Source organism: Massilia scottii (assembly GCF_030846495.1).
Classification (GTDB): Bacteria; Pseudomonadota; Gammaproteobacteria; order Burkholderiales; family Burkholderiaceae_D; genus Telluria_A; species Telluria_A violaceinigra.
The window spans coordinates 1-24087 of the sequence record NZ_JAVCWM010000008.1 but is presented as its reverse complement, the minus strand read 5'-3'; the positions used below and the strand labels follow the sequence as shown (position 1 = coordinate 24087).

General features: G+C 65.1%; 21 protein-coding genes. 6 read left to right on the top strand and 15 right to left on the bottom strand.

Annotation, left to right across the window (positions count from 1 at the left end; all coding sequences use genetic code 11):
- Nucleotides 1-11: 11 nt before the first annotated feature.
- Together arfB and RBA41_RS12865 are read right to left on the bottom strand one after the other, a co-directional pair.
- Nucleotides 12-410 carry an alternative ribosome rescue aminoacyl-tRNA hydrolase ArfB gene (arfB, locus tag RBA41_RS12870; RefSeq protein WP_306624312.1) on the bottom strand — a complete coding sequence of 133 codons (399 nt, stop codon included), beginning with the start codon at nucleotides 408-410 and terminating at the stop codon, nucleotides 12-14.
- Nucleotides 407-1462, bottom strand: a complete 1056-nt coding sequence (locus tag RBA41_RS12865; protein WP_306624311.1) for an HDOD domain-containing protein — start codon at nucleotides 1460-1462, stop codon at nucleotides 407-409. The genes arfB and RBA41_RS12865 overlap by 4 nt, the downstream gene beginning before the upstream one ends.
- A 199-nt stretch (nucleotides 1463-1661) precedes the next feature.
- Here RBA41_RS12865 and RBA41_RS12860 point away from each other — a divergent pair, with 199 nt between their 5' ends.
- Nucleotides 1662-2150 carry a chemotaxis protein CheW gene (locus RBA41_RS12860; RefSeq protein WP_306624310.1) on the top strand — a complete coding sequence of 163 codons (489 nt, stop codon included), beginning with the start codon at nucleotides 1662-1664 and terminating at the stop codon, nucleotides 2148-2150.
- A gap of 82 nt (nucleotides 2151-2232) precedes the next feature.
- Here RBA41_RS12860 and RBA41_RS12855 read toward each other — a convergent pair whose 3' ends face one another.
- From RBA41_RS12855 to RBA41_RS12840, 4 genes are read right to left on the bottom strand one after another with little or no spacing between them, the layout of a single operon-like run.
- Nucleotides 2233-4230: an ATP-binding cassette domain-containing protein gene (locus RBA41_RS12855; RefSeq protein ID WP_306624309.1), complete on the bottom strand. Its 1998-nt coding sequence runs from the start codon at nucleotides 4228-4230 to the stop codon at nucleotides 2233-2235.
- 26 nt (nucleotides 4231-4256) lie between these two features.
- The gene (prmB, locus tag RBA41_RS12850; protein ID WP_306624308.1) at nucleotides 4257-5147 is read right to left on the bottom strand and encodes a 50S ribosomal protein L3 N(5)-glutamine methyltransferase; all 891 of its coding nucleotides are present in this window, start codon (nucleotides 5145-5147) and stop codon (nucleotides 4257-4259) included.
- Between the two features lie 13 nt (nucleotides 5148-5160).
- Nucleotides 5161-6312 (bottom strand): succinyl-diaminopimelate desuccinylase, encoded by a 1152-nt coding sequence (gene dapE, locus RBA41_RS12845; protein WP_306624307.1) that lies wholly within the window; start codon nucleotides 6310-6312, stop codon nucleotides 5161-5163.
- A 19-nt stretch (nucleotides 6313-6331) separates the two neighbouring features.
- A complete protein-coding gene (locus tag RBA41_RS12840; RefSeq protein WP_306624306.1) occupies nucleotides 6332-6685 on the bottom strand; it encodes an ArsC family reductase in 354 nt (117 codons plus the stop codon).
- A gap of 132 nt (nucleotides 6686-6817) precedes the next feature.
- On the opposite strand from RBA41_RS12840, the gene RBA41_RS12835 reads away from it, so the two are divergent.
- Nucleotides 6818-7048 carry a hypothetical protein gene (locus RBA41_RS12835; RefSeq protein ID WP_306624305.1) on the top strand — a complete coding sequence of 77 codons (231 nt, stop codon included), beginning with the start codon at nucleotides 6818-6820 and terminating at the stop codon, nucleotides 7046-7048.
- A gap of 296 nt (nucleotides 7049-7344) precedes the next feature.
- Entirely contained in the window at nucleotides 7345-8649 is a 1305-nt protein-coding gene (locus RBA41_RS12830) for a hypothetical protein (RefSeq protein WP_306624304.1), read from the top strand.
- Nucleotides 8650-8809: 160 nt separating this feature from the next.
- On the opposite strand, the gene RBA41_RS12825 is transcribed toward RBA41_RS12830, so the two are convergent.
- The 4 genes from RBA41_RS12825 to RBA41_RS12810 all read right to left on the bottom strand — a co-directional run bounded on the left by RBA41_RS12825 (nucleotide 8810) and on the right by RBA41_RS12810 (nucleotide 13182).
- A complete protein-coding gene (locus RBA41_RS12825; protein WP_306624303.1) occupies nucleotides 8810-9955 on the bottom strand; it encodes a PilT/PilU family type 4a pilus ATPase in 1146 nt (381 codons plus the stop codon).
- 31 nt (nucleotides 9956-9986) lie between these two features.
- Complete coding sequence (gene dapD, locus RBA41_RS12820; RefSeq protein WP_306624302.1) at nucleotides 9987-10814, bottom strand: 2,3,4,5-tetrahydropyridine-2,6-dicarboxylate N-succinyltransferase; 828 nt, start codon at nucleotides 10812-10814, stop codon at nucleotides 9987-9989.
- A gap of 45 nt (nucleotides 10815-10859) precedes the next feature.
- Nucleotides 10860-12080: a succinyldiaminopimelate transaminase gene (gene dapC, locus RBA41_RS12815; protein ID WP_306624301.1), complete on the bottom strand. Its 1221-nt coding sequence runs from the start codon at nucleotides 12078-12080 to the stop codon at nucleotides 10860-10862.
- Between the two features lie 61 nt (nucleotides 12081-12141).
- Entirely contained in the window at nucleotides 12142-13182 is a 1041-nt protein-coding gene (locus RBA41_RS12810) for an AraC family transcriptional regulator (RefSeq protein ID WP_306624300.1), read from the bottom strand.
- 100 nt (nucleotides 13183-13282) lie between these two features.
- Here RBA41_RS12810 and RBA41_RS12805 point away from each other — a divergent pair, with 100 nt between their 5' ends.
- Genes RBA41_RS12805 through RBA41_RS12795 form a run of 3 tightly spaced genes read left to right on the top strand, consistent with a single transcriptional unit; the run spans nucleotide 13283 to nucleotide 18030 of the window.
- Nucleotides 13283-14878 (top strand): FAD-binding oxidoreductase, encoded by a 1596-nt coding sequence (locus tag RBA41_RS12805; protein ID WP_306624299.1) that lies wholly within the window; start codon nucleotides 13283-13285, stop codon nucleotides 14876-14878.
- Nucleotides 14875-16449 carry a glycerol-3-phosphate dehydrogenase/oxidase gene (locus tag RBA41_RS12800; protein ID WP_306624298.1) on the top strand — a complete coding sequence of 525 codons (1575 nt, stop codon included), beginning with the start codon at nucleotides 14875-14877 and terminating at the stop codon, nucleotides 16447-16449. Before RBA41_RS12805 ends, RBA41_RS12800 begins: the two co-directional genes overlap by 4 nt.
- 18 nt (nucleotides 16450-16467) lie before the next feature.
- Nucleotides 16468-18030: an FGGY-family carbohydrate kinase gene (locus tag RBA41_RS12795; protein WP_306624297.1), complete on the top strand. Its 1563-nt coding sequence runs from the start codon at nucleotides 16468-16470 to the stop codon at nucleotides 18028-18030.
- Nucleotides 18031-18092: 62 nt separating this feature from the next.
- On the opposite strand, the gene bluB is transcribed toward RBA41_RS12795, so the two are convergent.
- From bluB to RBA41_RS12770, 5 genes are all read right to left on the bottom strand, one after another.
- Complete coding sequence (gene bluB / locus RBA41_RS12790) at nucleotides 18093-18752, bottom strand: 5,6-dimethylbenzimidazole synthase (protein ID WP_306624296.1); 660 nt, start codon at nucleotides 18750-18752, stop codon at nucleotides 18093-18095.
- 68 nt (nucleotides 18753-18820) lie between these two features.
- Nucleotides 18821-19624 (bottom strand): alpha/beta fold hydrolase, encoded by an 804-nt coding sequence (locus RBA41_RS12785; protein WP_306624295.1) that lies wholly within the window; start codon nucleotides 19622-19624, stop codon nucleotides 18821-18823.
- Nucleotides 19625-19829: 205 nt separating this feature from the next.
- The gene (locus RBA41_RS12780; protein ID WP_306624293.1) at nucleotides 19830-21944 is read right to left on the bottom strand and encodes a TonB-dependent receptor plug domain-containing protein; all 2115 of its coding nucleotides are present in this window, start codon (nucleotides 21942-21944) and stop codon (nucleotides 19830-19832) included.
- A 120-nt stretch (nucleotides 21945-22064) separates the two neighbouring features.
- On the bottom strand, nucleotides 22065-23258 hold the full coding sequence (locus tag RBA41_RS12775) for an aminotransferase-like domain-containing protein (RefSeq protein WP_167084908.1): 1194 nt from the start codon (nucleotides 23256-23258) through the stop codon (nucleotides 22065-22067).
- 110 nt (nucleotides 23259-23368) lie between these two features.
- Complete coding sequence (locus tag RBA41_RS12770; RefSeq protein ID WP_099876827.1) at nucleotides 23369-23830, bottom strand: RidA family protein; 462 nt, start codon at nucleotides 23828-23830, stop codon at nucleotides 23369-23371.
- Between the last annotated feature and the right edge of the window lie 257 nt (nucleotides 23831-24087).

Genomic DNA, 24087 nt, shown 5'->3' with positions numbered 1-24087 from the left:
AACACGGCCGCTTACTCGCTGACCTTTCCCCGCATCGCCTTGGTCTGCCCGCTGCGGGTCTTGGAGTCGAGCCGTTTGCGCTGCGAGCTGCGGGTCGGCCGCGTCGCGCGCCGCACCGTGGGCAGCACGGCCACGCTGTCGACCAGTTCCTGCAGCCGGCGCAGCGCGTCTTCCTTGTTCTGTTCCAGGCTGCGCGACTGCTGCGCCTTGAGCACCACCACGCCCGCCTGGGTGATGCGCTGGTCCGACAATGCCAGCAGCCGTTCCTTGATGGCGTCCGGCAGCGACGACGCCACCACGTCGAAGCGCAAGTGCACCGCGCACGACACCTTGTTCACGTTCTGCCCGCCCGGTCCCTGGGCGCGGATCGCGGAAAACTCCACTTCGCCCGGATCGATGGCCGCACTCACGGCGCCGGCGCCGCGGCGGGAGGCGCTACCGCATCGTCAGCGATCGCATCGAGCTCGCGGTAGCACGCCATCGCCCGTGGCGACAGGCCCTTGAACAGCACCGGATCGTCCTTGTCCAGGCGCTCGTTGTCGACCAGGATGCGCACCTTGCTCAGGTAATCGGACTGGGTCAGCAAGCGTCCCAGCGGCGACACCGTCACGCCCTTGCGCATGCCTGCCTGTTCGCCGATGGCGGTGACCACGCTGTCGGGGAAATTCCATTCGCGTCCGATGCTGCAGGTGAGGATGCGGGCGTCGCGCACCAGGCGCGCGCAGAACATCTCCGAGCCCAGTTCCTTCTCGCCACGGCTCATCTGGTCCATGATGCGCAGGGTAACGATCAGCCCCACGTTCTGCACCAGGCCCGCGAGGAAGGCCTCGAAGGGATCGATGCCCATGTCCTCGGCCAGCATGCGGTTGGCCACCGCGCAGCGCTCGGACTGGTCCCAGATGCGCGGCGCCAGCAGGCGCGTGTACCGGCCCGAATTGAGGTCGATGATGGGGCGGAAGGCGACGCTGGTGAGCAGGTGGCGCAAGCCTTCCTGGCCGATCAGCATGACCGCGTGTTCGACGCTGCTGATCGTGGTGCCGCTGCCCTTGAACGAGGTATTGGCCATGCGGATCACGGCCGCCACCAGCACCACGTCGTTGGAGATGGTGCGCGACAGTTGCGCGCCCGAAAAGTTATCGCTGCGCAGGCTTTGCAGCAGCTGCGGCAGCAGGCCGGGCAGGCGCCGCACCAGCGCCGCGCCCGACTGCTGCGACGCCAGGATGGCCGTCAGCGCATCGAGCACCTGGTTTTCATGCGGCGTGGTGTCCAGGCCGGGCACGTCGGCATTGTCGAACAGCCAATTGAAGTAGCTGCCGTTGACCCCGTCGCGTTGCTCGAAAGATAGCTGGGCTGCGCTGCCCACTGGCGCCGCGCTTGCGGCAACGGCGGGTGCCGGCTGGCTGCCTGGCACCTGGCCGGGCGCATCCCGCGCCGGCTCGGAAGCCGAAAAAATTCGCTTCACCCATTGATACATTATCCACCCTTCAAATTTGCAATTGTCCCCCGGAATATTGCCGCCCCATTGTAAAGCGTTCCGCTTGCATTGCAAGCCCAGCCAGACCGCCGGAAACCTTGATCGGGCTCAACGAGAGGCTTGCACACGCGCATTACGATGGGGTTTCGCGACCTTGCCGCAGCCCCGCAGAGACGAAAGGACCACCATGCACACGATTTCAACGCAGTCTGCCCCCATCGGCAAGATGGAGTTCCTGAGCTTCCAGTTGGGGGGGATGGAATACGGGGTGGACTTTCGTAAGGTCAAGGAATTGCGCACGTTCAAGTCGCTCGAACGCTTCGCGTCCGAAGGTGCGATCGTCAAAGGGGTGGCGGTGTCGCGCGGCGTGATCATGCCGCTGGTGGACATGCGGGTCGCGTTCAACGAACGCGCCGCTTCGCCCGACCCGATGACCGACGTGATCATCCTGCAGTTGTCGACCTGCGTGATGGGGATGGTGGTCGATGGGGTAACCGATGTGGTGCGCCTGTATCCGGACCAGATCATGCCGATTCCGGGCCTGACCCGCGACAGCGATTGCGACTACCTGATGGGACTGGGCGAAACCGATGGCCGGCGCCTGATCCTGGTGGACATCGACAAGCTGATGTCGATCCGGCGCGAGACCGTCGCCGGCGCGCAAAAGGCCGCATAAGAACTCTCGCCGCGGCATTTTCGCGCTCGCGCGAACCTGCGCGCCGTCGCCCCCGCCTTGGCGCGGGGCGACGCGCTGACAGTTAAGCCGCCAAACCTTCCAGCTGCTCCTGCAGCTCCATCCATTCCGCTTCCAGCTGCGCCAGGTCCTTCTTGTAGAACGACTGGTCCGCCAGCAGCGTTTTCAGCTTGGCCTTGTTGGCCGCTTCATAGATGCTCGCTTCGCCGAGCTTGCCGTCAACCTCCGCCTTCTGCTCGTTGCGCTTGGCGATCTGCTCTTCCAGGCGCTTGATCTTGCCCTCGATCGGTTTGCGCAGCGCGGCCGTGCGCTGGCGCAGCTCCGCGTCCTGGCGCTTCTGGTCCTTCTTGTCGGCCACCGGCGCCGCTGGCATGGCTACCGCTGTCGCGACCGGGAAGGCCGTCTTGTTGTCCTTGCCCGCCGCCGGCAGCACGGTGGTGCCCTTGCCAAGCTTGGTCTGGAACAGCCAGTCCTTGTAGTCGTCCAGGTCACCGTCGAACGGCTGCAGCTTGCCGTCGGCGACGATGATGAACTGGTCGGTGGTGGCGCGCAGCAGGTGGCGATCGTGCGATACCACCACCAGCGTGCCCTCGAACTGCGCCAGCGCCATGGTCAGCGCCTCGCGCGTTTCCAGATCCAGGTGATTGGTCGGTTCATCGAGCAGCAGCAGGTTAGGGCGCTGCCAGACGATCAGCGCCAGTGCCAGGCGCGCCTTCTCGCCGCCGGAGAACGGGCGGATCGGACTGGTGACCATATTGCCCGGGAAGTTGAAGCCGCCCAGGAAGTTGCGCAGCTCCTGCTCGCGCACGGTCGGCGCAATTTTCGCCAGGTGCCACAGGGGCGATTCGTCATGGCGCAGCATTTCCACCTGGTGCTGGGCGAAGTAGCCGATCGACAGGCCCTTGCCGAGCGTGGCGTCGCCGGTCAGCGGCATCAGTTCGCCGGCGATGGTCTTGATCAGCGTCGATTTACCGGCGCCGTTCACACCCAGCAGGCCAATGCGCTGGCCGATCTGCAGCGAGAACTTGATGCCGGAGACGATTACCTTGTCGCCGACCTTGTCGCCATGCTCGTCGAGGATGTGGTAGCCGGCATCCACGTCTTCCATGACCAGCAGCGGATTCGGTGCGGCCAGCGGCTCGCGGAACTCGAACGAGAATTCGGCGGCGGCGCGCAATGGCGCCAGTTCTTCCATCTTTTCGAGTGCCTTCATGCGGCTCTGGGCCTGGCGCGCTTTCGAGGCCTGTGCCTTGAAGCGGTTCACGAACGACTCGAGGTGGGCGCGCTGGCGCTGCTGCTTGGCCAGCGCCCCGGCGGCCAGGATCATCTGGGCCGCGCGCTGGCGCTCGAAGCCGGAGTAGTTGCCCGAGTAGCGTTTCAGCCTGCGCTCGTCGATGTGCACGATGACGTTGACGATTTCGTCGAGGAAGTCGCGATCGTGCGAAATGATGATCAGGGTGCCGGCGTAGCGTTTGAGCCAGTCTTCCAGCCAGATGATCGCGTCCAGATCCAGGTGATTGGTCGGTTCATCGAGCAGCAGCAGGTCGGAAGGGCACATCAGCGCCTGCGCCAGGTTCAGGCGCATGCGCCAGCCGCCCGAGAAGCTGGCGATCGGCTGCTGCATCTGCGATAGCGAAAAGCCAAGGCCCAGCAGCAGCTGTTCGCCGCGCGACTGCACCGTGTAGGCGTCGGCGTCGGCCAGCGCGCTGTAGATTTCACCGATGGCGATGCCGTTGTCGGTCGATTCCGGTTCCGATTCCAGGCGCGCCAGTTCCGCTTCGAGCTTGCGCAGGTGGACGTCGCCGTCGATGGCGTAATCGAGCGCCGCGCGTTCGAGCGGCGGCGTTTCCTGGGCCACGTAAGCCATGCGCCATTTGGCGGGGAAATCGATCTCGCCCTGGTCCGGGTGCAGTTCGCCGCGCAGCATGCCGAACAGGCTCGATTTGCCGGCGCCATTGGCACCAATCAGGCCGATTTTATCGCCCGGGTTGAGGGTAAGGTCGACGCCTTCCAGCAGCGGCTTGGTGCCGCGCATCAGGCTAACGTTCAGGAAACGGATCATGTTCTACTTTTTGTAATGAGTGAGGATTACTGTGCTTGCAACTGTTCTGCGGTGAGCAGGAAAACCATGTCGTCGCCGGCGCTGGTGGTCACCCAGGTCAGGCCGAGGTGGCCGAAGGCCGCTTCCGCGTAATCGCGCTCGTTGCCGATTTCGACCATCAGGATGCCGTTCGGCGTGAGGCGTTCGGCCGCGCCGGCGACGATCTTGCGCACCAGGTCCATGCCGTCGGCGCCGCCGTCGAGCGCAATCTGCGGCTCGCGCAGGTACTCGGGCGGCAGCGACGCCATCGACGCCGAATTGACGTACGGCGGGTTCGAGATGATCAGGTCGTATTTTTTGAACGGGACATTCTGGTACAGGTCCGAGGCGATCGGGTTGACCCGCCCTTCGAGCTTGTATTCGCGGATATTGTGCTCGGCCACGGCCAGCGCATCGGTCGAGATATCGACCGCATCGACCACGCTGTCGGGGAAGGCGTCGGCCATCATGATCGCCAGGCAGCCCGACCCGGTGCACAGTTCGAGGATGTTCTCGACCGCGTACGGATCTTCCACCCAGGGGCTGAACTGGTGCGGGATCAGTTCATGGATGAAGGAGCGCGGCACGATCACGCGCTCGTCGACGTAGAAGGCATAAGTGCCCAGCCACGCTTCGTTGGTGATGTAGGCGGCCGGCACGCGCTCGTTGGCGCGGCGTTCGATCACGGCCAGCACCTGCAGTACTTCGTCAGGCAGCAGGCGCGCGTCGAGGAAGGGATCGAGCTTGTCGAGCGGGAGCTTGAGCGTATGCAGGATCAGGTAAGCCGCTTCGTCCAGCGCTTCGGCGCTGCCGTGGCCGAAAAACAGCTTGGCGCCGTTGAAACGGGTGATGGCATAGCGCAGCAGGTCGCGCGGGGTGGTAAACAGGGTAGTGGTCATGGCTGTTCTCGGGTCATGTGTTGTGCGGCGCAGGCGCCAGCAGGTTGTCGAGCGTGCGGCGATAGATATTCTTGAGCGGATCGATGAAACGCACGTCGATGTGCTCGTCGATCTTGTGGATGCTGGCATTCGGAGGGCCGAATTCTATCACCTGCGGGCAGATGCGGGCGATGAAGCGCCCGTCCGAGGTCCCGCCCGTGGTCGACAACTCGGTCTGCAAGCCGGTCTCGGTGAGGATGGCGGCCGACAAGGCATTGGACAGGGTGCCGCGCGGGGTCAGGAAGGGCAGGCCGGACAAGGTCCACGCCAGGTCGTATTCGAGGCCGTGCCTGTCGAGGATCGCATGCACGCGCGCCTTGAGGTCTTCAAACGTGCTGGCGGTCGAAAAGCGGAAGTTGAAGTCGATCGCCACGTCGCCCGGGATCACATTGTTGGCGCCCGTGCCGGCGTGGATGTTGGACATCTGCCAGGAAGTCGGCAGATAGTATTCATTGCCCGCGTCCCACTGTTCGGCGACCAGTTCGGCCAGCGCCGCGGCGCCCTGGTGGATCGGGTTGCGCGCCAGCTGCGGGTAGGCGATGTGGCCCTGGATGCCCTTGATCGTCAGTTTGCCCGACAGCGAACCGCGGCGGCCATTCTTGATCATGTCGCCCAGTACACTGGCCGATGTCGGCTCGCCCACCAGGCAGTAATCGATCTTTTCGCCGCGCTCTTCCAGCAGGCGGCACACCACCACGGTGCCGTCGGTGGCCGGGCCTTCCTCGTCGCTGGTGATGAGAAAGGCGATCGAGCCGGTGTGGTCCGGGTGTTCGGCGATGAATTCTTCGCACGCCACGACCATGGCCGCGATCGAGGTCTTCATGTCGGCCGCGCCGCGGCCATACAGCTTGCCGTCGCGCTGGGTCGGAATGAAGGGTTGCGACTGCCATTGTTCGACGGGGCCGGTCGGCACCACGTCGGTGTGGCCGGCGAATACGAATACCGGGGCGCTGCTGCCCTTGCGCGCCCACAGGTTGGTCACGCCGTTCGATTCGATGGTCTCGCACGCGAAGCCGAGCGGCGAGAGCAGGTCGATCAGGTGCTGCTGGCAGCCTTTGTCATCGGGCGTGACCGACGACAGCGCAATCAGTTTTTCGGTCAGCGCGAGGGTACGGGAAAAGGTCATTGGGGTCTTTGGCAGGGCATTACAGTGAAAAGATCTGGCGATACTGGTCGTCGGAGAAGCCGACCGACAGCTTGCCTGCGCCCGCGAGGACAGGGCGCTTGATGACGGAAGGCTGTTCGAGCATCAGTTCGAGCGCGCTGGCCTTGTCGACGATGGCCGCGCGGCGCTCGTCGGGCAGCTTGCGCCATGTGGTGCCCTTGCGGTTGACCAGCACTTCCCAGTCGAGCTGCTCAAGCCAGGCGGCCACGGTGGCGCGTTCGAGCCCCTGCTTTTTAAAGTCGTGGAAGTCGAAAACCTGCTCGTGGTCCGTCAGCCAGGTGCGGGCTTTTTTGACGGTGTCGCAGTTGGGAATGCCGTACAGGGTTTTTTTCATGGTCGATCAGGAGCGTGGACAAGCGGCGCCCGCATGCGGACGTGCTGGCCAGAGTATTCTTGGGGAATCCGGGAGGATACCACAGGCGCGACCCTGCCAGCGCCGCCGCCGGGGAGGGGCCAGGGCGATTGCATGAAGGCGTCGCCGTCGCCCCGGGTCCAAGGTCCTGAAATATTGCTTGCAAACTCGCTGAGAAAGGCGTCTTTTCTCGATATTTGGACGGGGAAAACGGCAAACGGACCGATTCCGCTGATTGATGCATTTGTTCATTTGCGCGATCCGCGCGCTCATCAACGGCGCGCAGAGTTGGACCGGATTGCCGAATGGAGCGATGAAGCGGCAACTCCCGGCCGCAATATCTGAGTCCAAGCCGTACGATGCCCTTGCCCAGGGCGCGCCCCCAAACAGAACCAGGCTCAGCTAAAATGTCAGGCCAGGAATCGCGCCCGCCACGCCATCATAGATAAGTATCATTGAGCTCTACAACAGCCCGAGGGGGGGCGGCCGGCCCGGGTAGCCGACTGCGTCGCTTGGAAACAAGAGTCTGGCGAAAGTGTCAAAGACATCGTGGAGCTGCTAACCACCTTTGAAGCAGGCCGGCGAAAGTGAACATTTCAAGATAAATCGTTCATGCGATTCATGGCCTGGCTTCGACAACCATGCCGGAATACGGCTCAGCGGCAGACCGGCCCGCGACGGCCGTCAAAAAAACCTTACAGGGCAAGTTCCAAACAATGGCTACAGCATACAAATTTCAGTTCGCGCCGCGCTTTCGTCGCAGAGCCTTCGGTTGGAAGTCCAACACGCCAATTCTGCGCATCAAGGAAGCCATCAGCGAGATCAAGGCGGTCGCGAAGAAGGAGCCGATACTGGCCGCCGAGGGGGCTGTGCTATTCCTGGAGAAGGTGGCGCCGGCTATTGAACAGGTAGACAGCAGCTCGGGCGGCATTGGTTCCGCAGTCAACCGCGCCATCGAGACCTTGGTGCCAATCATCGCGAGGGCCACGGTCAGCCGCGCGGTGCGAGAGAAATGGCTGGACCGTCTGTGGGAAGCCTTTCAAGAAGATGACATCCCCTACCTCGAGTACCTCGGGGACTTCTGGGGCGAGCTTTGCACCACGCCGGAAATTGCATCGGGCCGGGCCGACTACCTGTCGCCAACGTTGACGGCGATGTGGGAGCACTGCGCGCGCAGTGGGGAGTTTGGGTATTTCAAGGGGACGAGCGCATGCCTGAGCGCGATGTATGCGGCTGGCCGCCACGACGAGCTGCTGGCATTGATTGCAAAGTCCGAGTACCGGCACAAGTGCTGGCACAACAGGGTGTGGGGCGCCAGGGCCCTGGCGGCGGCAGGAAAGCGCGCAGAGGCAATTGCGTACGCCGAGGACTCGAAAGGATTGAACGCGCCCCTGGCGGCGATTGCGGCGTTCTGCGAAGGTGTTCTGCTGGACTCGGGGTTTCCCGACGAAGCATATTCGCGCTACGCGGTTCAGGCGACGTACGCCACGACCAATGTGGCGACATTCAAGGCCATCGTGAAGAAGTACCCGGCCATGCCGAGGGAGGTCATTTTGCGCGACCTGGTTGCAAGCCAGCCTGGCCAGGAGGGGAAATGGTTTGCTGCCGCAAAGGATGCGGGCTTCTTCGAGCTGGCCATTGAGTTGGCAAATCGGAGCCCGTCAGACCCGCGCACGCTCATACGCGCGGCCAGGGATTTTGCTGTAGAAAGGCCGGAGTTTGCGCGAGCGGCCGGCATGACGGCGCTGCGCGGCATTGCCAATGGATGGGGCTACGACATTACAGGTATCGACGTGCTGGACGCGTATGCGGCCGTGATAACGGCGGCCGGCGCTGCTGGCGTCGATGAGAGTGTGGGGAAAGCGGATGTGCGGGCGTTGATTGCAGCAAAACCCGGTGGGGGCCAGTTTATCCAAAGGATACTGGAACGGCAACTGCTTGAATGAACTTGTGGCGCGGCGCTGTCAAAAGCAAGCTCGATTGAAGAGGGCAGGCTGCTTGTCCTTCACGCCCGGCACATGGCCGATGCCGCTCCATGCCGGCGCGGCCGGAAAAAAATCCCCTGCACGCGGGCGGCGCAGGGGGGGGCGGCGGGCGCCGCCGGCATCAGCTGTTGAGCGTGAACTCGGTAAACGACGACGATTCCTCGACCGGCTTGGGCGCCGCCTCCTGGGTGCTGGCGGCGCGCACTTCCGGACCGTTGTTAAGAAGCCACAACAGGTTGGTGGCCGAGTCCGCATTGGCCAGGCCTTCTTCCTGGGTGATCAGGCCGCTCTTGACCAGCTCGTACAAGGCCGACTCGAACGTCTGCGAGCCGGGCGAGAGGCTGTTTTCCATCGCTTCCTTGATCTGGCCGATCTCGCCGTTGTCGATCAGGTCGGCGATATAGCGCGTGTTGACCATGATTTCGACCGCCGCCTGGCGCGTGCCGCCGGCCGCCGAGCGCACCAGGCGCTGCGAGACAATCGCCTTGACCGCCGACGACAGATCCTGCAGCAGCGCCGGCCGGTTTTCGATCGGATAGAAGCTGATGATCCGGTTCAGCGCGTTGTACGAGTTGTTCGCGTGCAAGGTCGCCAGTACCAGGTGACCCGACTGGGCGTAGGCCAGGGCGGCGGCCATGGTTTCCTTGTCGCGGATCTCGCCGATCAGGATGCAATCGGGCGCCTGGCGCATCGAATTGCGCAGTGCCGTGTAGAAACTACTGGCATCGCTGCCGATTTCGCGCTGGTTGACGATCGATTTCTTGTTCTTGAACAGGTATTCGATCGGGTCTTCCAGGGTCAGGATGTGGCCGGCGCGCAATTCGTTGCGGTGGTCCAGCATCGAGGCGATGGTGGTCGACTTGCCCGAGCCGGTCGCGCCGACCAGCAGCAGCAAGCCGCGCTTTTCCATGATCAGGTCGGCCAGCACGTGCGGCAGGCCGAGGTCTTCCAGGGCCGGAATCACGGCCGGCACAAAGCGGAACACGGCCGAAATGGTGCCGCGCTGGCGGAAGGCCGACAAGCGGAAACGGCCCAGGTTGGCGACCGAAATACCCAGGTTCAGCTCATTTTCACGCATCAGCTCATCCATCTGCGCCTGGGTGCAGATTTCCGCGAGCAGGGCGGAAATGTTTTCCGGCTCCAGTTTTTGCTGGTTGATGGGAATCAGGTTGCCGTTAATTTTGATGTGGACGGGCGAATTGACCGCGAAGAACATGTCCGACGCGTTTTTTTCTTTCATCAGATGGAACAAGCGGTCCATTGCCATTTTTTTTCTCCTGGTTTGGACTTTTACTGTATCAGATACCGCGCAGCAATTCGTTGATACCGGTTTTCGCGCGTGTCTTGGCGTCCACACGCTTCACGATCACGGCGCAGTACAGGCTGTAGCTGCCATCTTCCGAGGGCAGGTTGCCCGATACGACCACCGAGCCGGCCGGCACGCGGCCGTAGCTCACTTCGCCGGTGGCGCGGTCGTAGATCTTGGTCGACTGGCCGATGTACACGCCCATCGAAATGACCGAGTTTTCCTCGACGATGACGCCTTCGACGATCTCGGAACGGGCGCCGATGAAGCAGTTGTCTTCGATGATGGTCGGATTGGCCTGCATCGGTTCGAGCACGCCGCCGATGCCCACGCCGCCGGACAGGTGCACGTTCTTGCCGATCTGCGCGCACGAACCGACCGTGGCCCAGGTATCGACCATGGCGCCTTCATCGACGTAGGCGCCGATGTTGACGTACGACGGCATCAGCACCACGTTTTTGGCGATGAAGCTGCCGCGCCGGGCGACTGCCGGCGGCACCACGCGGAAACCGCCGCGCGCGAAATCGTCGGCCGTGTAGTTGGCGAACTTGGTCGGTACCTTGTCGTAGAACTGCATGGTGCCGTCGGACGTCATCACGCTGTTGTTCTCGAGGCGGAAGGAGAGCAGCACCGCTTTCTTGATCCACTGGTTGACGACCCAGTCGGCACCGGTTTTTTGCGCCACGCGCATGCTGCCGTCGTCCAGGCCGGCGATCACGTGGGCCACTGCCTCGCGCAGTTCCGCGGTGCCGTTGGCCGGGGTGATCTCGGCGCGCTGTTCCCAGGCGGTGTCGATAAGGTTTTGAAGTTGTTGGGTCATGATCGGTATCTTATTAGGTGGTATGGCGGATTCGGTTCGACGGATTCAGTGCGACTTCAGGGCCTTGCAAAACTGGACGATGCGCTGGGCCGCTTCGACACCCTCGTCGACTTCGGCGACCAGGGCCATGCGGATGCGGTTGCTGCCCGGGTTGATGCCGTGGGCGTCGCGCGCCAGGTAGCTGCCCGGCAGGACCGTGACATTATATTCCGCGTAAAGACGGCGCGCGAATTCGGTGTCCGACAGGCCGCTGCGGCGCACATCGGCCCACAGGTAAAAGCCGGCGTCGGGCAGTTCCACATCCATCACTTCCTTGAGCAGCGGGGTGACGAGGGCGAATTTTTCGCGGTACTTGACGCGGTTTTCCTGGACGTGGGTTTCATCGCCCCAGGCCGCAATGGACGCCGCCTGCACCGGGGGCGACATGGCGCCGCCGCAGTAGGTGCGGTACAGCAGGAACTTCTTGATCACGGCCGGATCGCCCGCCACGAAGCCCGAGCGCATGCCCGGCACGTTGGAGCGCTTGGACAGGCTGGAAAACACGATCAGGTTCGCGTACGGGGTCTCGCCGCCGCTGCGCCCGAGCTGGTGCGCCGCTTCCAGCGCGCCGAGCGGCGCGCTGCTGGTGTGGTAAATCTCGGAATAGCATTCGTCGGCCGCGATCACGAAGCCATGGCGGTCGGACAGCGCGAACAGCTGCTTCCAGTCTTCCAGCGACAGGGTGGCGCCGGTCGGGTTGCCCGGGGTGCACAGGTACAGCAACTGCACGCGCGGCCAGATATCGTCCGGCACGCTGGCGTAGTCGCAGCCGAAATTGCGGCCCGGCTCCGAATTGACGAAGTACGGCGTGGCCCCGGACAGGTAGGCCGCACCCTCGTAAATCTGGTAGAACGGATTGGGGCAGACGATCAGCGGCGCCGGTTTCGACGCATCGACGACGCAATGGGCGATCCCGAACAGGGCCTCGCGCGAGCCGTTCACCGGCAGCACCTGGGTGGCCGCGTTCAGTGCCGGCACGCCGTAGCGGCGTTCCAGCCAGCCGGCGATGGCGCCGCGCAAGGCGTCGCTGCCGGCCGTGGTCGGATACGTGGCCAGTCCCGGCACCCCGTGCGCCAGCGCCTTCTGGATGAAGGCGGGCGTCGGGTGTTTCGGCTCGCCGATGCCAAGGCTGATGGCGGCGTAGTCCGGGTTCGGGGTCACGCCCGCGAACAACTGGCGCAGTTTTTCAAAAGGGTAGGGGTGCAGTTTGTCGAGATGTGGATTCACGGCGTTGCCAGGTTTGGCGCAGGGGAAGCGCAGGGTTAGCGTAGATCGGAACAGCGACGTATTATAGGCGCAAATGGCCGCTGTCGCGCCATGCTCCGGGATTTACGCCGGACCATTCCTTGAACGCGTGGGAGAACGCGCTTTGCTCCTGATAGCCCAGCAAAAACGCGATATCGACCAGCGACAGGCTGCCCTGGCGCAGGTAATCTGTGGCCAGCGCGTAGCGCGCCTGGTCGAGCACCTGCTGGAAGCTGGCCCCGGCCTCGCTCAGTTTGCGCTGCAGGGTGCGCGGCGAGAGCTTGAGTTCCTCGGCGATGCTGGCCAGCCGCACCCGGTCGTGCGCCAGGTTGCGGATGATGGCCGCATGCACCTGGGCCGCCACGCCATCGTCGCGCCGGCTGCGTTCGCGCAGCAGCTGTTCGGCGTGCTGCTGCAGCACCGGATACAGCCCCACATCGGCGTTCGGCACCGGCCAGCCAAGCAGCTGGGCGTCGAAACCGGCCGCGTTGACCGGCGCCCCGAAGCGCGGCAGCACGCCGAAAATGCGTTCGTATTCGGCGCCGTCGGCCTGCTGCGCATGCGTGAACCGCAGTTGCGGCGCCGGCAGCGCGGCCCCGGCCAGCCAGGTGCTGAAGGTGCGGATGCCGGCAAACACGCTTTCGACCAGGTGGCGGTTGCCCTCCGGGTAGTTGCTGACCCATTCGTAGTGCGCCTGCTCGCCATCGAGATGCAGCAGCGAGCGCCCCAGGTCGTGCGCCAGCTGCTCGTAGCGCAAGGTCTGCTGGAAAGCCTGGCCAAAATCGCGGCAGGACAGCAAAATCAGTCCGTACACGCTGTATGTGCCCAGTTTTACCCGTTCGCCGACGTGCAGCCCGAAATGCGGATCGTCCGCCAGCTCGGCCCCGGCGCCCAGCAGGCGCACGTAGTCGGCCGCGCCGAGCGAGTCGGGCAGCCGGTCGAGCGCTGTCGCGGGCAGGCCGGCGGCGCCGGCCAGCGCGGCCGGGGCCACGCCGCGCGCCTGCGCCGCTTCGAGCAGCGGCTGCAGATAGGACCCGGTGACGCGGCGCGCGTCAGGCCGAAGCACTGGGGGCATCGCTGGCATGTTTGAACAAGGCGGTTGTCATAAAAGCGCAATACGTGAAGCCCGCCTTCGCATACGCTGGCGGCCGTGGATGAACAGCCAAGTATAACGGGAAAAAACGATGAAGCGGTGGAACGGATGGGGCGACGACGCCATTGAATTTGCGTTGAATGCGGACGCGCTGGCGTTTCTGGGCGAGCGCCTCGGGCCCGGGACCGCGGGTGCCGAGACCAGCCACGCCGACGCCTGCGCGCGCATCGGCGCCAGCCGCCTGCCGCCGCATCCGCTGGTCGACACCTCGGCCGGCGCGCGCCTGGCCAATGCGCTCGGCCAGAGCCTGCCCGACTGGCTGCGTCTTCGCTACGGCAAAATCGACACCGCCCCGGACGGCGTGGCGTATCCGGAAAGCGGGGAAGAAGTGCGCGACCTGCTCGATTTTGCGGCACGCAGCGGCGCCATCGTGATTCCCTACGGCGGCGGCACCAGCGTGGCAGGCCATGTCGGCGTGGAAGCGGGAGCGGCGCCGGTCCTCACCATCAACATGACGCGCATGCGCGCCATGATCGATCTGGACAAGGAAGCGCAGCTGGCGACGTTCGGCGCCGGCGTGCTGGGGCCGGACCTGGAAGCGCAGCTGCGCGCCTTCGGCTACACGCTGGGCCACTTTCCGCAATCGTTCGAATATTCGACCCTGGGGGGCTGGGTGGTCACGCGCTCCTCGGGCCAGCAGTCGCTGCGCTACGGGCGCATCGAACAGCTGTTCGCCGGCGGGCGGGTCGAAACCCCGGCCGGCACGCTCGACCTGCCGACCTTTCCGGCGTCGGCGGCGGGAACCGACCTGCGCGAGATCGTGCTTGGCTCCGAAGGACGCCTGGGCATCCTGACCGAAGCGACGGTGCGCGTGAGCCGCCTGCCGCAGTACGAAGCGTTCCACGCCGTGTTCTTCCCCGACTGGGAATCGGCGGCCGCCGCCACGCGCGAACTGGCCCAGGCCAGGCTGCCGCTGTCGATGCTGCGCCTGTCCAATCCCCTCGAAACGCTGACCATGCTGACCCTGGCCGGCCACAAGCGCCTGATCGGCGCGCTGGAAACCTGGTTGCGCTGGCGCGGCTGCGCCGACGGCAAATGCATGCTGATGATCGGCGCCAGCGGCACCGCCGCCAACGCCAAACACGCGCTGCGCGCCGCCCTGGCGGTCGCGCGCGCCGGCGGCGGCGTGCACGTGGGCCGCACCATGGGCGACAAATGGAAGCAGAACCGCTTCCGCAACGTCTACCTGCGCAATGCCGCATGGGAGCAGGGCTACGCCATCGACACGGTGGAGACGGCGGTCGACTGGCCGGGCGTCACCCCGATGATGCAGGCGCTGGAAGAAGCCGCCACGCAGGCCATGGCCTCCTGCGGCGAGCGGGTGCACGCCTACACCCACCTGTCGCATCTGTACGCGCAGGGCGCCAGCGTCTACACCACGTTCGTGTACCGCCTGTCGGGCAGCTACGAAGAAGACTTGCGGCGCTGGCGCCGTTTGAAGAGCACCGTGTCGGAAGCGATCGTCATCAATGGCGGCACCATCAGCCACCAGCACGGCGTTGGCGCCGACCACGCGCCGTACCTCGCGTCCGAAAAAGGCTTATTGGGCATGGGCGCCATGCGCACGCTGTTCCGCCACTTCGATCCGGACGGGCGCATGAACCCGGGCAAGCTGGTGTCGCCGTGACTGCCCACTGGCGGAACGGCTGGCATGAGACCTTGCCAGTGCTGCTGGCGCGCGAATGGGACCTGTTGATCATCGGCGGCGGCATCACCGGCGCCGGCATCCTGCTGGAGGCGTCGCGCCGCGGCCTGAAGGCGCTGCTGGTCGAACAGCGCGATTTTGCGTGGGGTACATCAAGCCGTTCGTCGAAACTGGTGCACGGCGGCTTGCGCTACCTGAAAGAGGGCAAATTCGCTCTCACGCGCGAATCGGTGCACGAGCGCGACGCGCTGCTGGCCGGGGCCGCCGGGCTGGTGGAACCGCAAAGCTTTGCCTTCGGCGACTACGTGGGCCGCAAACCGGGCCGCAAGACCTTCCTGCTCGGACTGGCGATCTACGACCTGATGGCCGGAAAACGTGAACGCCACTATGTCGACGACGGCGAATTCGCGATGATGACGCCCAACGTGGCGCGCACCGGACTGCAGGGCGGCATGCTCTACACCGACGCCAAGACCGACGACGCGCGCCTGGTGCTGCGCGTGCTGCAGGAAGCCCAGTCCCATGGCGGCGTGGCGATCAACTACATGGCCGCGCGCTCGCTGCTGAGAAGTGGCAGCACGGTCAATGGCGCGCTGCTGCATGACGGGCGCGATGGCGCCACCCACGAGGTGCGTGCGCGCGTGGTCATCAGCGCCACCGGCGCCTGGGCCGACGAACTGCGCGGCCATGCCGGCGCCGCGCCGCGCCTGCGCCCCCTGCGCGGCAGCCACCTGGTGCTGCCGGCGTGGCGCCTGCCGCTGGCGCAGGCGGTCAGCCTGATGCACCCGGCCGACGGGCGCCCGGTGTTCGCCTTTCCGTGGGAAGGCATTACGCTGGTCGGCACCACCGACGTCGATCATGGCGACGGCCTGGCCAGCGAAGCGGCCATCACGCGGGCGGAACTCGACTATCTGATGGCGGCGCTGCACGCGCAGTTTCCGCAGCTGGCGCTGCAAGAGTCGGACGTGATTGCCACCTACGCCGGCGTGCGGCCGGTGATCGACAGCGGCGCGGGCGATCCGTCCAAGGCATCGCGCGACCATGCGGTGTGGCTGGAAAACGGGCTCTTGAGCGTCACCGGCGGCAAGCTGACCACCTTCCGCGTCATCGCGCTCGATGCGCTGCGCCACGCCATGCCTTTGCTGGCAGGCTGGCGCGACGACCTGGCGCCGCGCCCCGTGTTCGCGCCAGCGCCGTCGCTGGTCGCACCGCTGCGCGCGGCGGTGGTGCGGCGCTTGCGGGGGCGCTACGGCGCGCACGCGCAGGCATTGATCGACGCAGCCGAAAAGGGCGAGCTTGACACCATTCCCGGCACCGAATCGCTGTGGGCCGAACTGCGCTGGGCCGCGCGCACCGAAGCGGTGCAGCATCTGGAAGACCTGCTGCTGCGCCGCACGCGGCTTGGATTGCAGCTGCGCGGCGGCGGGGTACGCCACATGGCGCGCATCCGCGCCATCTGCCAGCGCGAGCTGGAATGGGACGACGCGCGCTGGAACGCGAGCGAAGCGGCCTATCTGGCATTATGGCGGGCGCACTACGGCCTTCCAGCCTGACCGAGAGGATGAACAGCCATGATTGACAAGACCATCCTCGCCATCGACAACGGCACGCAGAGCGTGCGTGCGATCCTGTTCGACCTGCAGGGTAATATCGTCGCCAAATCGCAGGTGCACTTCGAGAGCTATTTTTCCGAGCATCCCGGCTGGGCCGAACACGACCCGGAAGACTACTGGCAGTCGCTGTGCCGCGCCTGCAAGCAGCTATGGGAGCAGCCTGGTGCCGACAAGGCGCTGGTGCAGGGCGTGGCCGTCACCACCCAGCGCGGCACGGTGATCAACGTCGGCCAGGATGGCAAGGCGCTGCGCCCGGCCATCACCTGGCTGGACCAGCGCCGCACCGACCTGGCGCCGCCCGTGGGCATGTGGTGGAACGCCGCGTTCCGGCTGGCGCGCGTGAAGGGCACGATCGACTACTTTCGCGGCGAGGCCGAGATCAACTGGATCAAGGCGCACCAGCCGGACGTGTGGGACCGCACCCACAAGGTGCTGCTGTTGTCCGGCTACCTGAATTACCGGCTGTGCGGGCGCTACGTCGATTCGACCGGTTCGCAGGTGGCGTATCTGCCGTTCGACTACAAGCGCCAGCGCTGGGCCGGGCCGCGCGACTGGAAGTGGCAGGCGCTCGCGATCACGCCGCAGATGCTGCCCGAACTGGTGGCGCCCGGTACCGTGATCGGCGTGATTGGCGACGCGGTGGCCGCGCTGACCGGCATCCCGGCCGGCATTGCGCTGCTGGCGGCGGCGGCCGACAAGGCGTGCGAAGTGATCGGGGCGGGCTGCCAGGCGCCGCATATCGGCTGCCTCAGTTACGGCACCACCGCCACCATCAACACCACCAGCAAGCGCTATGTGGAAGTGACGCCCTTCATTCCCCCGTATCCGGCGGCCATTCCGGACACCTACAGCACCGAGGTGCAGATTTTCCGGGGCTACTGGATGGTCAACTGGTTCAAGGAGCAGTTCGGCCACCACGAACGCGCGCGCGCACTGGAAGAGGATGTGGCGCCGGAGCAGCTGTTCGATGAACTGGTGAACGCGGTCCCGGCCGGGGCCATGGGGCTGATGCTGCAGCCTTACTGGAGTCCCGGCATCCGCGTGCCGGGGCCGGAGGCGAAGGGCGCCATTATCGGCTTTGGCGATGTGCACACGCGCGCGCATGTGTACCGCGCGATCCTGGAAGGGCTGGCGTATGCGCTGCGCGAAGGGAAGGAACGCACCGAAAAGCGCAGCGGGGTGCCGATTACCGAGTTGCGCGTGTCGGGAGGCGGGTCGCAGAGCGACGCGGCGATGCAGCTGACGGCCGACATTTTCGGGCTGCCGACCGCGCGGCCGCATGTGTATGAAACGTCGGGACTGGGAGCGGCGATCGCGGCGGCGGTGGGGCTGGGTTTGTATCCGGACTTTGCGGCGGCGATTGCTGGGATGACGCGCATCGGCCGGGTGTTCGAGCCGATTGCGGCGAACCAGGCGATGTACGACCGCTTGTACAAGCAGGTGTACCGCAAGATGTACGCGTGTCTGCAGCCGATGTATGCGCAGATTGCGGAGATTACGGGGTATCCGAGGAAGCCTTGATGCCCCGTCGGTTCTGGCACTGTCAGAACCGACGGGCCAGGGGGGCGAGAACGGCCACACGCTTACGCGGACGGCGCGGTTTTTTGCTCCCAACTATCCACAAATACCAGATCCTCCAGCTTGCGGCGCTTTTCCCACCCCTCCATCTCCAGCATCGGCATCGGATAAAACTGCGCCACATGCCCGATGCAGACCACCGCAACCGGCCTGCCTCCCTCCGGAATCGACAGCAGCGCCGCCAGCTTGTCTGGATCGAACAGCGACACCCAGCCCATGCCCAGCCCCTCCGCGCGCGAGGCCAGCCACATGTTTTGCAGTGCGCAGGCGACCGACGCCAGGTCCATCTCGGGCAGGGTGCGGCGGCCGAACACATACTCCTCGCGCCGGTCCATCAGCGCGACCACCAGCAGTTCCCCGCATTCGCGGATGCCTTCGACCTTGAGCCGCATGAATTCCGATCCGCGCTCGCCCAGCGCGTCGGCCGTGGCCAGGCGCTCCTCGTCGACCAGCTTCACGATGGCTTCGCGCACCGCACCGCTGCGGATGCGGATGAAGCGCCACGGCTGCATCAGCCCCACGCTGGGCGCCTGGTGCGCCGCTTCGACCAGCCTTGCGAAAAGCGCCTCGTCGATGGCGCCCGGCACGAAGTGCCGCACGTCGCGCCGCGCGGCGATAACCCGGTAGACGGCGTCGATATCGCTCTGGTTGAATTGGTCGGTCAAGGTCTTCTCGCAGGTTGTCGCGGCGGCGCGAGGTGCGCCGCTTCGACCCGCATTATCCGGCAGCGCGCCTACTTGAGCAAACGCGTGATGAAGGTCTGGATCAGCTCCGTGCTTTCGCTCGCCGCGCTCATGTGCGGGCAGTGCCCGATATTGTCGACAAAGGCCAGCCAGCTCACCGGCAGGTGCTTGCGCATGTATTCGCCGACTTCACGCGGCGCGATCATGTCGTCCGTGCTTTGCAGGACCAGCGTCGGCGTGTGCGAGCGCGGCACGTCGGCGCGGTGGTCCGACAAAAACGTGACGCGCGCGAAGTGCCGGGCGATTTCGGGATCGTTGCGGCAAAAGCTGGCGGTCAGCTCCTGCTGCAGGTCGGGCTGGTCCGGCGCGCCCATGATCATCGGGGCGATGTTGGCGGCCCACTTCAGGTAGTTGTCGTGCATGAGGCCCAGCAAGCCGTCGATGTCTTCGCGGTTAAAGCCGCCGATGTAATCGCCATCGTTGATGAAACAGGGCGATGGGCCGACCATGACCTGGCCGGCGAACATGGCCGGCTCGCGGATCGCGGCCAGCATGCCGATCATGGCGCTGACCGAATGGCCGATGAAAACCACCGGCTCGTTGGAAAATTCGTGGATGATTTCGAGCAAGTCTTCCGCGTGGCGGTGCAGGGTGGCGTAGTCGAGTTCGTTGTAGGCCGACAGGTCCGACTTGCCGCTGCCGACGAGATCGTAAAGGATGACCTTGTAGCGCTCGGTGAAAGAGGGCAGCAGCTTGCGCCACATGCTCTGGTCGCAGCCGAAACCGTGACCGAATACCAGGGTCGAGGGACCGTTCCCGTAACAGGTGACGTTGTTGCGATGCTCAATATTCATGGCGCATCCACGAGTGTGCCCAGCATTTGCTCCCGTACCTATCAGAGCGCGCTGTTGTCGGCTAATTGTATTCCTGTTATCAATTCAGTTGTGTCTGTTACGGCGATTGTGTGGCTTTATGCCTCACGGGTAAATGGCGCCGCTTGCTGCACGTGTCATGCGCTGGTGATCTGAATCCTTCCGATGGGAACTATCTGGTCGCCGCTTACATGGCGTGCCTGATCTGCAGCGACAATGCGCGCCCCGGCATCGGCAGGTCGAACGGGATATTACCCGGAGCGACGCTCGGCTCGCGCACGTCGCGGTCGAACAGATTGAGGACCGAAGCACGCAGCTCCCAGTTGCCGAACAGGCGCTCGCGCAGCACGCTCATGTCGGTGGTGGTGTAGTCGGCGATGGGCGCGCGCGTGTCGCCCGGTTCGCGGCGCCGGTCGGCCACGTGGTTGACGGTGGCGCCGATGCGCCACGCCGGCGCCGCACGCCAGTCGGCGCGCGCGAACAGGCGCCGGTGCGGCGCCAGCCCGGCATCCCTGCCGCTGGCTTCATCGATGCTGCGCTGGTACGACATGCTGGCGGCCAGGCGCAGCGCGCGCACGGGCGTCCAGGCGGCCTCGAACTCGACTCCGCGTCCGCTCTGGTCGCCCGTGTTGCGGAACGTCTTGCCGGTGCCCGGATCGGCGTTGGGCGCGGCCACGATGATGTCGCGCATGCGGTAGCGGAACAGATTGAGGCTGGTGCGCCAGTCGCCGGCCGGCTGCCACGACACGGCCAGCTCGCCCGTCTCGATGGTTTCCGGATTGAGGTTCGGATTGCCCACGTTGACCGGGTTGTTGATCGTGTACTGTTCGACGAAATGCGGGGCGCGGAAGGCGCGGCCGTAAATGGCCTTGACGATGACGTTGTACGCGGCGTCCCACACCAGCGCCGCGCGCGGATTGGTGGTGCCGCCGAAGTCCGAATAGCGGTCGTGGCGCACGCCCGCGGTCAGGGTCCAGTCGTTGGCGATGCGCCACTCGTCCTGGACGAAGGCGTACTGGATGTCGCGCTTGTGCGGCGTGAGGTAGGCCAGCGCCGGATTGCCGGTGGCGTCCACCAGCGCGGGCAGGGGAGTGAGGGTGGCGCCCACGCCCGGTACCAGCGCAAAGCTGAAGTTCTTCGTTTCGGTGGCGCTGTGGAGGTCATCGACACGGTAGCCGGCGCCGACGCGGATGCGGTGCGCATCGAAGCCGGTGTAGAAGGCCGACACGCTGGCGTTGTAATGGCGCTCGGCGTGGCCGGGATTGCCCACCACGCCATCGGGCCAGGCGCCGCCGAAGGCGCCGGCCGGGAACAGGCGGTAGGCCGGGTCGCCCGGGCGGTTGTTGAGCGCATGGTAGCCCAGCACCGCCGACAAGTCCCAGTGCTGAACGAAGCCCGCCTTGCTGTAGCTCAGGTCCAGGTAGGTGCGCGTCTCGGGTACGCGCGCGTCCGGGTCGAGCGCGTCGGCCAGGCCCACGCCGATGCCCGTTTCGCGCTTCTGGTACGCGCCGCGCAGGCGCCAGTTGCCCCATTCGAGATCGGTGCGCGCATCGAACGCCCGGCGGCTGGCGCTGACCGTGCCGGGAGCGCGCGAGGCGCGCGTGCCGAAAAGGGCATCGAGGCCGCTCTGCACATCCTGTTCGACGACGCGTTTGGCGCCATCGGTGCCGCCGGCGCGCAGATACAGCGCCGCGCGCAGCGGCCCCCAGGCGTGGCCGGACTGCACCCAGGCGTCGCGGCTGTTGAAGCTCCCCAGGCGCACGCCCGATTCGACGCCGCGGAGGTCGGCCGCGGTCTTGGTGACGACGTTGATCACGCCCGAAAAGGCATCGGCGCCATACAGGGCCGAGCCGGGGCCGCGAATGACTTCAATACGCGCCACGTTCTCGAGCGGCATGCCGCCCCAGGCCTGGCCGCGGTTACCGGCGAAGACGGAGGTGATCGGCAGGCCGTTCACCAGCATCAGCACCTGCGGGTTGTAGCCGGTGTGGATGCCGCGGATGCTGTAGATGGGATTGAAGGGCGCCGAGAAGCTCGACACGTGCAGGCCAGGCACGCTTTCCAGCACCTGATCGAGGTCGCTCGCGCCCATGGCCGCAATGTCGGCCGCGGAAATGACCGAGGCTACCGCCGGCGCGCGTGCCAGCGGCTGCCGGGTGCCGGTGGCGATGCTGACCACGGCGCGCTCGCCGTAGGTCAGCGCCAGTTCCTCTTCATCGGTGCTCTGGGCCATGGCCGCGCCGGGCCAGGCCAGCGCGATGGACAAGGCCACCAGCCGTGCGTTCGCGATCCGATTGACCATCCGCTTCCTCGACGCTGTTGAATTAGCCTCAAGATAACATGGGACCCATGCGGCATACAAATGCAAAAACGCCGTCCGCCAGTGAGCTGGGGGACGGCGTTGGCACTGGTGAAGCGGCGCTTACAGCTGCGCGGCGATCAGCTTGCCGAGGATGGCGACACCTTCACGGATGCGCTCCGGCGGCACGGTCACGAAGGACAGGCGCAGGGTGTTCGTTTCGGCTTCGTTGGCGTAGAACGGCGCGCCCGGCACGAAAGCCACCTTGGCCGCGATGGCCTGGTCGAGCAGTTTCATGGCGTCGATATGCTTGGGCAGGGTCACCCAGATGAACATGCCGCCTTCGGGCTTGGTCCAGGTCACGCTGGCCGGGAAGAATTCGGCGATCGCATCGAGCATCGCCTGGCACTGGTTGGCGTACAGCGCGCGGATGGTCGGGATGTGCTGGTCGAGGAAGCCATCCTTGACCACTTCGTAGACCACCATCTGGGTCAGCTGCGCGGTGTGCAGGTCGGCGGCCTGCTTGGCCAGCTCCAGGCGGCGCACCAGCGGCAGCGGCGCGACCACGTAGCCGAGGCGGATGCCGGGCGTGAGCACCTTCGAGAACGAGCCCATGTAAATGACGCCGTCCGGATTCATGTTCAGCATCTTCGGGAACGGCTCGCCCTTGTAGCTCAGCGCGCCGTACGGATCGTCCTCGATCAGCGGCAGGCCGAGGCGGGCGCAGGTTTCGACCAGTTCCTGGCGGCGCTCGATGGACAGGCTGCGGCCGGTCGGGTTCTGGAAATTCGGCAGCGCGTACAGCAGGCGCGCGCCTTCGGCCACGGCCGCGATCGAGGACGGCACCAGGCCATGCTCGTCGGTGGCGACCGACTTGAATTCGGGACGGTAGACCGAGAACGCCTGCAGCGCGCCCAGGTAGCTCGGCGTTTCGACCAGCACGCGGCTGCCTTCGTCGATCAGCACCTTGCCCAGCAGGTCGAGCGCCTGCTGCGAGCCGGAGGTCATCAAGACCTGTTCCGGCAGGATCTTGCAGGTGGCCGTCGACAGCGAATTGGCGATCCACTCGCGCAGCAGCGGGTAGCCGTCGGTCGGGCCGTACTGCAGCGCCACTTTACCGTTTTCGGACAGGACCTTGTCGAAGGCCGCCTTCATGTGTTCGACCGGGAAGGTGGCAGGCGAGGGCAGGCCGCCGGCGAAGGAGATGATCTCCGGACGCTGGGTGATCTTCAGGATTTCGCGGATGAACGAACTCTGAAGCTGGCTGGCGCGCTCGGAAAAACGCCACTCGATGGGGTTTGGATTTTCGATTTTCATACTGGTCTCACAGTCAAGGCGGCCGGGTTCGCACTGGGCCGATTATAGAGCACGCTGGGTAAGCGGCTGGAAAGACGCCGCCGGATAAGCAGCGTCCGGATGTTGATGGTTTAAGCGACTTCGACGATCATTTCGATTTCCACACAGGCGCCGCGTGGATTCTGCGCCACGCCGAAGGCCGAGCGGGCATGCTTGCCTGCATCGCCGAACACCTCGCCCAGCAGTTCCGAGGCGCCGTTGGTGACGATGTGCTGGTCGGTGAAGCCGGGCGTCGAATTAACCAGGCTCATCAGCTTAACCACGCGCTTGACCTTGCCGAGGTCGCCGCCGCACGCTTCCTGAAGCGTGCCCATCAGATCGATCGCAATCGCGCGCGCGGCGGCGACGCCCTGTTCGGTGGTGATTTCCTTGCCCAGCTGACCGGCGTTCACGGAACCATCGGCGTTCTTCGCGATGTGTCCGGAAATAAACACCAGATTTCCTGTTTGCACGTACATCACATACGCGGCGACGGGTGCGGCTGGCGGGCTGAGGGTGATATTGAGCGATTTCAGTTTGTCGTAGACGGTCATGGCGATTCCTCGATGCGATAAGAAAGAACAAGGCAGTATTGTACGTCGGGCACGACCGGCTGCCCACCGGAATCGCGCCCTGCCAGAACCTCGCATAACCGGCGGCAAACTCCGGCTAAACAACTTCTAAAGCGCCTACAACCGGGGTCAGAGCTCTGACTCGAAACATTTGCTTTACTTCAATGCAAACCATTTTTGATCGGAAACAGTGTGGACGCATATCGGGTGTGTCGACTTTGCTCGCCCACGAAAACTTG

What these genes read in the sequence shown, in the direction of transcription:
- RBA41_RS12860 (WP_306624310.1), top strand. Translation starts at nt 1,662, where the DNA reads ATGCACACGATTTCAACGCAGTCTGCCCCCATCGGCAAGATGGAGTTC.
- RBA41_RS12855 (WP_306624309.1), bottom strand. Translation starts at nt 4,230, where the DNA reads ATGATCCGTTTCCTGAACGTTAGCCTGATGCGCGGCACCAAGCCGCTG.
- prmB (WP_306624308.1), bottom strand. Translation starts at nt 5,147, where the DNA reads ATGACCACTACCCTGTTTACCACCCCGCGCGACCTGCTGCGCTATGCC.
- dapE (WP_306624307.1), bottom strand. Translation starts at nt 6,312, where the DNA reads ATGACCTTTTCCCGTACCCTCGCGCTGACCGAAAAACTGATTGCGCTG.
- RBA41_RS12840 (WP_306624306.1), bottom strand. Translation starts at nt 6,685, where the DNA reads ATGAAAAAAACCCTGTACGGCATTCCCAACTGCGACACCGTCAAAAAA.
- RBA41_RS12835 (WP_306624305.1), top strand. Translation starts at nt 6,818, where the DNA reads ATGAAGGCGTCGCCGTCGCCCCGGGTCCAAGGTCCTGAAATATTGCTT.
- RBA41_RS12830 (WP_306624304.1), top strand. Translation starts at nt 7,345, where the DNA reads ATGCCGGAATACGGCTCAGCGGCAGACCGGCCCGCGACGGCCGTCAAA.
- RBA41_RS12825 (WP_306624303.1), bottom strand. Translation starts at nt 9,955, where the DNA reads ATGGCAATGGACCGCTTGTTCCATCTGATGAAAGAAAAAAACGCGTCG.
- dapD (WP_306624302.1), bottom strand. Translation starts at nt 10,814, where the DNA reads ATGACCCAACAACTTCAAAACCTTATCGACACCGCCTGGGAACAGCGC.
- RBA41_RS12810 (WP_306624300.1), bottom strand. Translation starts at nt 13,182, where the DNA reads ATGCCAGCGATGCCCCCAGTGCTTCGGCCTGACGCGCGCCGCGTCACC.
- RBA41_RS12805 (WP_306624299.1), top strand. Translation starts at nt 13,283, where the DNA reads ATGAAGCGGTGGAACGGATGGGGCGACGACGCCATTGAATTTGCGTTG.
- RBA41_RS12795 (WP_306624297.1), top strand. Translation starts at nt 16,468, where the DNA reads ATGATTGACAAGACCATCCTCGCCATCGACAACGGCACGCAGAGCGTG.
- RBA41_RS12785 (WP_306624295.1), bottom strand. Translation starts at nt 19,624, where the DNA reads ATGAATATTGAGCATCGCAACAACGTCACCTGTTACGGGAACGGTCCC.
- RBA41_RS12780 (WP_306624293.1), bottom strand. Translation starts at nt 21,944, where the DNA reads ATGGTCAATCGGATCGCGAACGCACGGCTGGTGGCCTTGTCCATCGCG.
- RBA41_RS12775 (WP_167084908.1), bottom strand. Translation starts at nt 23,258, where the DNA reads ATGAAAATCGAAAATCCAAACCCCATCGAGTGGCGTTTTTCCGAGCGC.
- RBA41_RS12770 (WP_099876827.1), bottom strand. Translation starts at nt 23,830, where the DNA reads ATGACCGTCTACGACAAACTGAAATCGCTCAATATCACCCTCAGCCCG.